Raw genomic sequence first — 10555 nt, forward strand, 5'->3', positions numbered from 1 at the left:
TTATCGACTTCTCATGTAGGCTAGCTACACAGCTAAGTCTCTGCCTTGTATAAATATCCAACAATTCGCTGCAAAAATCAGCTCGAAAGGTCAACAGACCCTAATAGTGATGAATTATTCGCGACCCGGAAGTTTCTTCCACGTCACATTATCACGCAGATAGACTGGGCTCGATTCTTCTACTGGGACTGTATTGCCTTTCTTAAGTTCCTGCTCAGCAAGAATCACGATGTCTTGTGAATCTGGATAGAGAACATCACCGCTTGTTAAGTTGAATGGCAGTTTGCCAAGCTCTTCTTGGTAAGCTTCCCAACCTGTGCCCGCCTTGGTCCACGTTTTGTCGTCTGCTTGCGCTTCTTCAGCTAGACGTGCAGGTGGAATAACGCATTCTGCATCCACACCGGCCCATTCACCGTTTTCTTGGCGAGTGTAACGTGCCCAGTAAACTTCACTCATACGTGCATCAATCGCAACAGCTACATCCGTTGCGCCGTGTAGACGGTAGCTTGCTTGCGCCATCGCAGCCAGCGTTGAAACGCCAATCATTGGTAAGTCAGCACCGAACGCCAAACCTTGTGCGATACCAATACCGATACGAACGCCAGTAAAGCTACCCGGACCACGACCAAACGCCAATGCGTCTAAATCTTGTAGAGTCAGACCCGCTTCTTTCAGTACTTCGTCTACCATAGGCAGTACTTTCTTAGTGTGGTCACGAGGAGCCACTTCACTGCGTGAAATCACTCGGTCATTAACCAGTAGCGCAACTGAACAGTTCTCAGTTGCCGTATCGATAGCAAGAATTTTTGCGCTCATGTAACTCTCTACAATTCTTCTTTAATTTATTGATGCCACAGCGCATTAGTCTGCGGCGGGTTGTTCTGTTTTTAGGAATGTTTTGATTCGTTCCAAATCCCGTGTTCTTGGGATTGGCGGTAAACTGCCGAGGAAGATGCCACCGTAATCACGCGTCACCAAACGGTTGTCGCAAATGATTAAGGCACCATGGTCTTTCTGGTCTCGAATCAAACGTCCTACGCCTTGCTTTAACGTGATAACCGCATCTGGGATTTGCACTTCTGCAAACGGCTCACCGCCACGTAATCGACAATCTTCGATTCGGGCTTTGAGCAGCGGGTCATCAGGGGCAGTAAACGGTAATTTGTCGATGATAACACAGCTCAGCGCATCACCTCTAACATCGATCCCTTCCCAGAATGCACCAGTCGCCACCAGCAATGCATTACCTAGCTCCATAAACTCGGCAAGGGTCTTTTGTTTGCTCATTTCGCCTTGCATTAGCACAGGCAGATCCAGCACTTCACGAAAGCGTTCACCAAGCTCACGCATCATGCTGTGCGAAGTACACAGAAAGAAACAACGCCCGTCGTTTTCTTCAATCACAGGCGCAAGCATTCGCACCAGTTTGTCGGCTAAGCCTGGGCTGTTTGGTTCTGGTAGATAACGAGGCACACATAAGCGTGCTTGCTTCTCGTAATCAAACGGAGATGGCAACGAAAACTGCTGCTTCGGCTTTAATCCAAGACGGTCGGTAAAGTGTTTAAAGTCACCCGAAACCGCTAGGGTTGCTGAGGTAAAAATCCACGCGCCTTGTTTGATTTCGATTTGCTCGTGGAATTTATCCGCTACCGATAGCGGCGTAATGTGCAGAGCAAAATGACGCGGAGATGTATCAAACCAATAGGAATAGCCTGTGATGTCGACATCGCAAACACGGTCGATTCGACCTTTTATTAGATTGGCACGTTCAAACGCAGTATCCAGCAACTGGCTTCGACCCAGTGCCAGTTTCAACACATCAATCGCCAGATCTAAGCTATCAGTTAAACGCACCAATTCACGTTTAATGGATTCAGATTGCATCGCTTCACGCCAGTTCCCACGAAAGCCCGGCTCACCCAGCACGATGCGCATGTCCATCGCACTTTGCATCAGCTTATCGCCCACTTTTTGCAGTTGGCGCATGTCTTTTGCTTCTGTACGGTAGGCAATCTCAATGTCTTTGGCGAGCTCTTGGATCTGACGGCTAGAGATCGATTGTCCGAAGTATTCGCTGGCAATATCAGGAAGCTGGTGAGCTTCGTCGAAGATGAACACGTCAGCTTCTGGGATCAATTCACCAAAGCCAGTTTCTTTGATCGCAAGGTCCGCAAGGAATAAGTGGTGGTTGACTACAACAATGTCTGAATCCATCGCACGTTTACGTGCTTTCAAGACGAAACAATCGGTGTAGCTCGGACAATCTTTACCCAGACAGTTATCATTCGTTGACGTAATCGTCGGAATAATCATGCTGTCTTCTGGCAGATCATCGCAATCACCCAAGTCACCCGTTTTCGTTTCAGACGACCAACTACGAACCTTAACCAATTGGGTAAGCAGTGTTGGGTCAGCTTGATTCGTATGGCTTTCGACCATTTGACGACTTAAACGATCCAAACAAAGGTAGTTAGAGCGACCTTTTAAAAGTGCCACTTGACCATAGAAGCCCAGCGAATTCACCATCAAAGGCAAATCACGGTGATACAGCTGTTCTTGTAGGTTCTTCGACCCGGTACTGATGATGACTTTCTTGCCACTCAATAACGCAGGCACAAGGTAAGCGAAGGTTTTGCCGGTCCCCGTTCCCGCTTCAACCACTAACTGAGTTTGGTCTTTGATCGCATTGCTGACAGCTTCTGCCATATCAATTTGTGGCTGGCGAGCTTGGAAGCCCGGAATGGCTTTACCTAACGCGCCCTCAGAGGAGAATGTTTTTGCGATCATGCCTGACATCTGGTTGGAAAAATTGTCGAGAGTATATCAGGAGTTGAGCGTAAACATCAGCCAACAAAAGCACTAGGTTTTAGCATCATGCAGATAATTTGTTGAAACCACGCCAAGAATAGATTATTTATGAAGTCAGATTGCCGTACGATTCACGCTTCTAAAGTGAGTACTTTATTCGTACGCTAGAAAAATAATGCATGGAAGTATCTGATTTATGGAAAAGAAAACACTGTTGACTCATTGCAGCGACGCACCGGGTCTAATCTCAAAAATCACCAATATCTGTTATAAGCATCAGCTGAATATCGTTCATAATAACGAGTTTGTTGATAACACCAGTGGGCACTTTTTCATGAGAACTGAGTTGGAGGGATACTTCAACGATCAAACGCTTCTCGCTGATTTAGATCAAGCACTGCCGCAAGGTGCAAAGCGCACGTTGATCAGCTCTCGCCGCAAACGCATCGTTATCCTAGTGACGAAAGAAGCGCACTGTTTGGGTGATATTCTGATGAAGACTTACGACGGCAGCTTAGATGTTGAAATTGCTGCGGTTGTTGGTAACTACGACAAACTGCAAACGCTGACCGAACGTTTTGATATCCCTTATCACCATGTGACACACGAAGATCTTAGCCGTGAAGAGCACGAGCAGAAGATGCTTGAAGTGATTGATCAATACGATGCCGATTATCTTGTGCTAGCGAAATACATGCGTGTTCTCACTCCAACTTTCGTAGAGAAATACCGTCACAAGATCATCAATATCCACCACAGTTTCTTACCCGCGTTTATCGGCGCAAAACCGTACCAACAAGCTTACGACCGCGGCGTGAAGATCATCGGTGCAACAGCGCACTTCGTGACGAATGACTTGGATGAAGGCCCAATCATCAAGCAGGACGTTATTCCAGTGGATCACACGTTCAGCGCACAAGATATGGCGCAAGCGGGTCGCGATGTCGAGAAGAACGTATTGAGCAAGGCTTTGAATAAAGTGATCAATGATCACGTTTTTGTTTACGGCAATAAGACGGTTATTCTTTAAGTTTATCGAATTTGAATAAAAGAAAGGGTTGCTCATTGGGCAACCCTTTCTTCTTTCTAATCGTTAAAAGCTAACTTATTCAGCCTGCTCTGACTCCACAATACGCTTGAGTGAATGTGGGTGCAGCTTGATACAAATACCTTGATACTTAAACGCCACGGTTGGGTTGTTCAAGCGTTCGCCCTCCCCTTTCGGGCTCGACAATTTTATCTTCACGCCCAGCTCTCCTAACTCATCAAAACGCGCACCAAACGCAGGATAAGTGTGTTTCAAATCCGCTAAAAACTCATCGGCGGTTTCAGCATGAGACGGAATCACAAACTCCACATGTTCCCAGCTTTCAGTTGGGTAAATTTTACCTTCTGCTGGGTATGGCAGTTCCAGACATTCAATCTTCCAGCCTCGGTTTTCCAATGCTTTATCAAATTCAATGACGATAATTGGGCGACCATTGATTTCCGCTTGCGAGATAACCTTACCGTATTGGCTCCATGCTTCATGCGCTGCTTTTGCTGTTTCTACTTCATTAATACGCAATGCAATATGATCTGCTTGAGCAAAGCTCAGATCTAATTTGAGCATGAATGCGAATTCTTCAATTTTTGCCATAAAAACACCGAGATCTTCAATCATCAGTTCTGGCGTTAAGCGTTTTTCAACAAGTTGCGTGGTCATTGTTCTTCTCTTTCAAGGCGATGGTTGTCATTACTCTGAGCGCAATAGTAAACCTAAGTACATTCACATTTCCATTCAATCGAAAAAGTATAAATTTCCCCAATTCCTCTCTGTATGAAAAGCAATAAAGTTGTTATCATTAGCGCCATTTTTGTGAACTCCAACAGAACTCGGCACGTAATTCGCCGAGTTCTTCGTCCTTGAATTGAAGGAAACGCGTGTGAATATCCAAGCACTTATTAATGACAAAGTATCTCAGGCTCTAGAAGCCGCTGGCGCACCTGCAGGCAGCCCTGCAGCCGTACGCCAATCAGCAAAGCCGCAATTTGGTGACTACCAAGCAAACGGCGTAATGGGCGTTGCTAAAAAACTGGGCACTAACCCACGAGAATTTGCACAGAAAGTACTGGATGTTCTAGACCTAGACGGTATTGCGAGCAAGACAGAAATCGCAGGTCCTGGTTTCATCAACATTTTCCTAAGCGAAGAGTTCCTAGCAAAACAAGCGGAAGCGGCACTGGCTGACACACGTCTTGGCGTTGCAGCAGACGAAGCTCAAACTATCGTTGCTGACTACTCTGCACCAAACGTTGCTAAAGAAATGCACGTTGGTCACCTACGTTCAACCATCATCGGTGATGCAGTAGTACGTACTCTTGAGTTCCTAGGTCACAAAGTGATCCGTGCGAACCACATCGGTGACTGGGGTACTCAGTTCGGCATGCTTATCGCAAACCTTGAGCGTGTACAACAAGAGTCTGGCGAAGTTTCTATGGAACTGGCGGATCTTGAAGGTTTCTACCGTGAATCGAAAAAGCTGTACGATGAAGACGAAGAGTTTGCAGTAAAAGCTCGTGGTTACGTTGTAAAACTGCAAAGCGGTGACGAGTTCTGCGCAGAAATGTGGAAGAAGCTAGTTGACGTTACCATGATCCAAAACCAACGCAACTACGATCGTCTAAACGTATCTCTATCTCGTGATGACGTAATGGGCGAGAGCATGTACAACGACATGCTACCTAAGATCGTAGCAGACCTTAAAGCACAAGGTCTTGCTGTTGAAGATGACGGCGCGCAAGTTGTGTTCCTTGAAGAATTCAAGAACAAAGACGGCGAAGCGATGGGCGTTATCGTTCAGAAACGCGACGGCGGCTTCCTATACACAACAACGGACATCGCATGTGCGAAATACCGTTACGAGGAACTAGGCGCGGATCGCGTACTTTACTTCATCGACTCTCGTCAGCACCAACACCTAATGCAAGCTTGGACTATCGTTCGTAAAGCGGGTTACATTCCAGAATCTGTTTCTCTTGAACACCATGCATTCGGCATGATGCTAGGTAAAGACGGTAAGCCATTTAAGACTCGTGCGGGTGGTACTGTTCGTCTAGCAGATCTTCTTGATGAAGCAGAAGTTCGTGCAGCACAGCTGATCGAATCTAAGAACCCTGAGCTAGCTGAAGACGAGAAGAAAGCGATCGCAAATACTGTTGCAATGGCAGCGGTTAAATACGCAGACCTTTCTAAGCACCGTACAACGGACTACGTGTTCGATTGGGACAACATGCTAGCGTTCGAAGGTAACACTGCACCGTACATGCAATACGCTTACACTCGTGTAGCATCTGTATTCGCTAAAGCTGGCGTTTCTATGGATGATCTACAAGGTGAAATCAAAATCACTGACGAGAAAGAAAAAGCGCTTATTGCAAAACTTATGCAGTTCGAAGAAGCGGTTCAATCTGTTGCTCGCGAAGGTCAACCACACATCATGTGTAGCTACCTATTCGAACTAGCAGGCCAGTTCTCTAGCTTCTACGAAGCGTGCCCTATCCTAGTTGCAGAAGACGAAGCAGTGAAACAAAGCCGTCTGAAACTAGCAGCGCTAACAGCGAAGACTATCAAGCAGGGTCTGTCTCTACTAGGTATCGATACTCTAGAGCGCATGTAAGCGAATCGAGAATCGAGATGATTTAGAAAGGTTGGCGTGAAAGCGTCAACCTTTTGTTTTATCTGGCGTATACTGATGTCATTCAATTCAAATCGGATAATATAATGAGTTTTGAACTGCACCCTCAACTGGCAAAAGACACCACTGTTATCGGTCACTTCCCACTGTGCGTGGCGCTTCTGCATAAAGACAATGCCGTGCCATGGGTTATCTTGGTACCTAAACGTGCAAACCTAAAAGAGCTTCACCACTTGCCAATGCAAGAACAGCAACAATTTTTGCTAGAGTCTCAAGCGGTAAGCCAAGCACTGGAAGCCACATTCCGTCCAGACAAGTTAAACCTTGGTGCGCTAGGTAATATGGTGCCACAGCTGCACATTCACCATATCGCTCGCTTCAAAGATGACGTCGCATGGCCTGGACCGGTTTGGGGTAACACCAAAGGTAAATTCCGTACAGAAGAAGAGCAAAACGAGCTACTTGGGCGCATTAAGAACGTGCTGTCACTGAGCTCTATTTTCCAAAAGGCATAAGCACCGCGAGTAAAAATCATCCACCTTTGAATACACACGAGATAAGTAGAGGAAGATTAATGCATATTTGTAACAATCTTTCTCATTTTTCTGGGATTATCACTTAAATCAAACTTGTTTAGACTGCCAGCTCAATTAGAGAGGGTCATCATGAAACAAGTCTTCAACACATTCCGATACGTCAGCTGGATCGCCATCATCTGTTCTATGGCTGCTTCGTTCTTGCTTTTTGTTATGGGCGCAGCGAAAACCTATTCGGCGTTTGCAGTCTTCATTCTTAATCAAACACCTCCGGAAGCACTCGCACATTTAGATAAAGCAGATATCGCGATCGCTTATTTGATCAAGTCACTGGATACATTTCTTGTTGCGCTAGTTTTGTTCATCTTTGCTCACGGCATCTACACACTATTTATTTCCAACAAAGCTAAAGCGAAAACACAAGAACAGTCGGTTTTACATTGGATCAGAACCCCAAACATCGGCCACCTGAAAAATATCTTGGCTGAAGTCATCATTGTGATTTTGTTTGTGAAGTTCTTGGAGCTCGTACTGATTAACTTCGACAGCTTAAATTGGACGATCTTGACCTTACCTATTTCGATTTTAGTTTTAAGTCTAGGGTTGAAGTTCCTAGGGTCAGGTGCGACTAAACACTCTGAAGAGCATTGATTCCGTTGTATTCACAATACAATAACCAGCAAAAGAAAAGCCGCATCGTTACTGATGCGGCTTTGTCGTCTTTACATGATAATTTTGATTGCTACATGGTCACTGTCAGTGATAAACCATCTTGCTTAGTTACTGAGTAACGTACTCGAGTCACATCATGAGCTTTATTGGTGTCGACTAGACGGTTAATTTTTCCCTTCTTGATCCACACGCTTAACATCGCGTCGGCGCCATCTTCACTCATCCCAAACTGCTTAGCCAGATCTGATTGAGAGACGATTCCTTTGTCTGCAATGTATTGATAAAGCTCTTTTAAAATCATGCTACTTGCGCCTCTAACGCACCTTGTTGCTTCTGACCAACTCGTTTGAACACACGGTATGTACCAAAGAAGATTGCTACAATTATCGCAATCCAAATACCACTGGTCACTGGGCTATCTGCGAAATGTGTCAGTTGGTTGTAGAACGTCGCACATAGGTAAGCCAGTCCCATTGTCCATACTGCAATAAATCGAGCGAACTTATGGCCAAACTCACGTACGTAAGCACCCATTGCTGCAACACATGGTGTGTACAGTAAGATAAAGATTAGGTAAGCAAACGCTGCATTGCCAGAAGCAAATTGAGCCTTGATGTTGCCAAAGATTGAAGCATCTACTTCTTGATCCTCTGCTACTGCATTTGAATCCGTTAAATCACCCACTTCGATACCAAGTGGATCTGAGTAACTTAAGCCCGCAAGATTCTCAGGAATACTCATTACCGCCTCTTCCAGGCTACCCATTAAGTCGAATTCAGCGTCTTCACCATCGCTTGGTGTGGTGTATAGGCTGTTCAGCGTGCCCACAACAGCTTCTTTCGCAAAAATACCTGTAATAATACCAACAGTTGCTGGCCAGTTATCTTCTTGAACGCCGATAGGAGCAAATACTGGTGTTACAACCTGTGCAGCTTTAGAAAGCACTGAGTTTTCGCTGTCTTCATTACCAAAGCTACCGTCAGTACCTAGTGAGTTAAAGAAGCTTAAGATAGCAACAACGATTACGATGGTTTTACCGGCACCTAGAACAAAGCGCTTCAGTTTTTGCCAAGTTTTGATCACGACGTTTTGTAGCGTAGGAAGCTCATAGTCTGGCATTTCCATCACTAGGCTATCACTGCTACCTGGGTAAAGCGTGTGCTTAAGGAACAGACCGGTAAAGATCGCTGCAACGATACCTAAAAGGTAAAGTGCAAATACAATGTTTTGACCAGAACCAGGGAAGAAAGCTGCTGCAAACAAAGCGTAGACAGGTAAACGCGCACCACATGACATAAATGGCGCCATTGATGCAGCCAGTTTACGTTCACGTTCTTGGTCTAGTGTACGAGTCGCCATGATTGACGGTACGTTACAACCAAAACCTAGCACGAGCGGAACGAATGCTTTACCCGGTAAGCCAATCTTCTGCATCACTTTATCAAGGACAAATGCTGCACGAGCCATGTAACCTGAGCTTTCCAGCACAGCTAGGAACAGGTACAAACACGCGATAACGGGAATGAAGGTTGCAACCGTCTGGATACCGCCGCCGATACCATCAGCAAGAACCGTTACTAGCCATACCGGTAAATGACCATCTAACAAATGGTGACCGCCATCAACTAATATCGCACCAACACCAATATCGAAGAAGTCGATGAATGCACTACCAATGTTGATAGAGAACATAAACATCAGGTACATCACAACAAAGAAGAATGGAATACCCACCCACTTGTTAAGAATAAACTGGTCTAGTTTTTCTGTGACACTGCGGCTTAATTTGCCTTCGCTACGACGGATCTTCTTACACTCTTCATGAAGATGCGTGTACTTGGTGTCGGCTACGTGAAGATCGACGTCTAGGTCTAGCTCAACAACGGTATTTTCAACCGAGTGGCGATCAGCGTCTGACATGCTATTAAGTACAAGCGCATCTTTTTCTAACGCGCGAATCGCTAGCGCACGATGAGAAACGGTTTGATCATTGAAAAGAGAAGAAATGTGGTCGATCGCCGTTTCCATCTTTTCACCGTAATTTAAAGATAGACTGTTTAGCGCGACACCTTGTACAACAGACTTGTGCAGCTTTTCTTTAAACTCGGCAACTTGCGCTTTGTTTGTCGCAGATAGGCTTACCACAGGACAACCCAATGTTTTCTCAAGTTCTGCAACATTGATGATTTGGCGCTCACGCTTAAGCGCATCCATCTTGTTCAACACAACAATCATCGGGCGACCAAGTTCGCGCAGTTGTAGCGTCATATATAAGCTACGTTCAAGACTGGTTGCGTCAACAACGTTAATGATTAAGTCAGCAGGGTGAGTTAGAACCGCACGAGAGGCAATGGATTCATCAATACTGTTGCTGTCATTACCACTGTCTAAAGAGTAAATGCCCGGCAGGTCAGTTAAAGCAAAGTCGTCGCCAGCATGTTTGAACTGACCGGTTTTCTTCTCGACGGTGACACCAGCCCAGTTACCTACTTGCTGCTTTGCACCAGTAAGACCATTAAAAAGCGTCGTTTTACCGCTGTTTGGGTTACCGACTGTAAGAATTTGGTATTGCATTATACGCGCTCCACTTCGATGCTTTGAGCAATAGCTTCTCGTAATGCCACAGAAACACCACGCACTTCTACTTGCAGTGGGTCACCCATTGGAGCTCGTCGAATGACTTTCACTTCAGTATTGGGAAGCAAACCCATCACCATAAGCTTTTTTCTGACATCCGATGTAAGACCTTCCAATAAACGAATAGTCACCGTTTCGCCGGGTTTAATCTCTGATAACTTCATAATGGCCCTTAAGGGTAGTGCTAATGAGAAATATTATTATTAATAGTATACAGGAAGCAGA

Annotated in this window: 10 protein-coding genes; 4 read left to right on the forward strand and 6 right to left on the reverse strand. The window is 45.5% G+C overall.

The features are described from left to right. Window positions 1-114: 114 nt before the first annotated feature. Window positions 115-816, reverse strand: a complete 702-nt coding sequence (gene tsaB, locus C1S74_RS06445; RefSeq protein WP_045400848.1) for a tRNA (adenosine(37)-N6)-threonylcarbamoyltransferase complex dimerization subunit type 1 TsaB — start codon at window positions 814-816, stop codon at window positions 115-117. Window positions 817-861: 45 nt separating this feature from the next. Further along, the gene (gene yoaA / locus C1S74_RS06450; RefSeq protein WP_038879281.1) at window positions 862-2787 is read right to left on the reverse strand and encodes a DNA repair helicase YoaA; all 1926 of its coding nucleotides are present in this window, start codon (window positions 2785-2787) and stop codon (window positions 862-864) included. 217 nt (window positions 2788-3004) lie between these two features. Here yoaA and purU point away from each other — a divergent pair, with 217 nt between their 5' ends. Beyond that, window positions 3005-3838: a formyltetrahydrofolate deformylase gene (gene purU / locus C1S74_RS06455; RefSeq protein WP_038879279.1), complete on the forward strand. Its 834-nt coding sequence runs from the start codon at window positions 3005-3007 to the stop codon at window positions 3836-3838. 75 nt (window positions 3839-3913) lie between these two features. Here the strand turns inward: purU and C1S74_RS06460 are convergent, their stop codons facing one another. Beyond that, entirely contained in the window at window positions 3914-4513 is a 600-nt protein-coding gene (locus tag C1S74_RS06460) for a VOC family protein (RefSeq protein WP_045400846.1), read from the reverse strand. Between the two features lie 220 nt (window positions 4514-4733). Between C1S74_RS06460 and argS the strand changes: the two genes are divergently transcribed. The 3 genes from argS (at window position 4734) to C1S74_RS06475 (ending at window position 7672) form a co-directional block, all read left to right on the forward strand. Next, entirely contained in the window at window positions 4734-6467 is a 1734-nt protein-coding gene (gene argS, locus C1S74_RS06465) for an arginine--tRNA ligase (RefSeq protein ID WP_045400845.1), read from the forward strand. 104 nt (window positions 6468-6571) lie between these two features. Further along, window positions 6572-7000: an HIT family protein gene (locus C1S74_RS06470; RefSeq protein ID WP_038879276.1), complete on the forward strand. Its 429-nt coding sequence runs from the start codon at window positions 6572-6574 to the stop codon at window positions 6998-7000. Window positions 7001-7150: 150 nt separating this feature from the next. Next, window positions 7151-7672, forward strand: coding sequence for a YqhA family protein (locus tag C1S74_RS06475; RefSeq protein ID WP_045400843.1), 522 nt, complete (start codon window positions 7151-7153; stop codon window positions 7670-7672). A 91-nt stretch (window positions 7673-7763) separates the two neighbouring features. Here C1S74_RS06475 and C1S74_RS06480 read toward each other — a convergent pair whose 3' ends face one another. From C1S74_RS06480 to C1S74_RS06490, 3 genes are read right to left on the reverse strand one after another with little or no spacing between them, the layout of a single operon-like run. Further along, window positions 7764-7994 (reverse strand): FeoC-like transcriptional regulator, encoded by a 231-nt coding sequence (locus C1S74_RS06480; protein ID WP_038865666.1) that lies wholly within the window; start codon window positions 7992-7994, stop codon window positions 7764-7766. Further along, window positions 7991-10267 carry a Fe(2+) transporter permease subunit FeoB gene (feoB, locus tag C1S74_RS06485; protein ID WP_045400841.1) on the reverse strand — a complete coding sequence of 759 codons (2277 nt, stop codon included), beginning with the start codon at window positions 10265-10267 and terminating at the stop codon, window positions 7991-7993. Before feoB ends, C1S74_RS06480 begins: the two co-directional genes overlap by 4 nt. Beyond that, on the reverse strand, window positions 10267-10494 hold the full coding sequence (locus tag C1S74_RS06490) for a FeoA family protein (RefSeq protein ID WP_038879271.1): 228 nt from the start codon (window positions 10492-10494) through the stop codon (window positions 10267-10269). The genes feoB and C1S74_RS06490 overlap by 1 nt, the downstream gene beginning before the upstream one ends. Window positions 10495-10555: the final 61 nt, after the last annotated feature.

The organism is Vibrio hyugaensis (genome assembly GCF_002906655.1).
GTDB classification, from domain to species: domain Bacteria; phylum Pseudomonadota; class Gammaproteobacteria; order Enterobacterales; family Vibrionaceae; genus Vibrio; species Vibrio hyugaensis.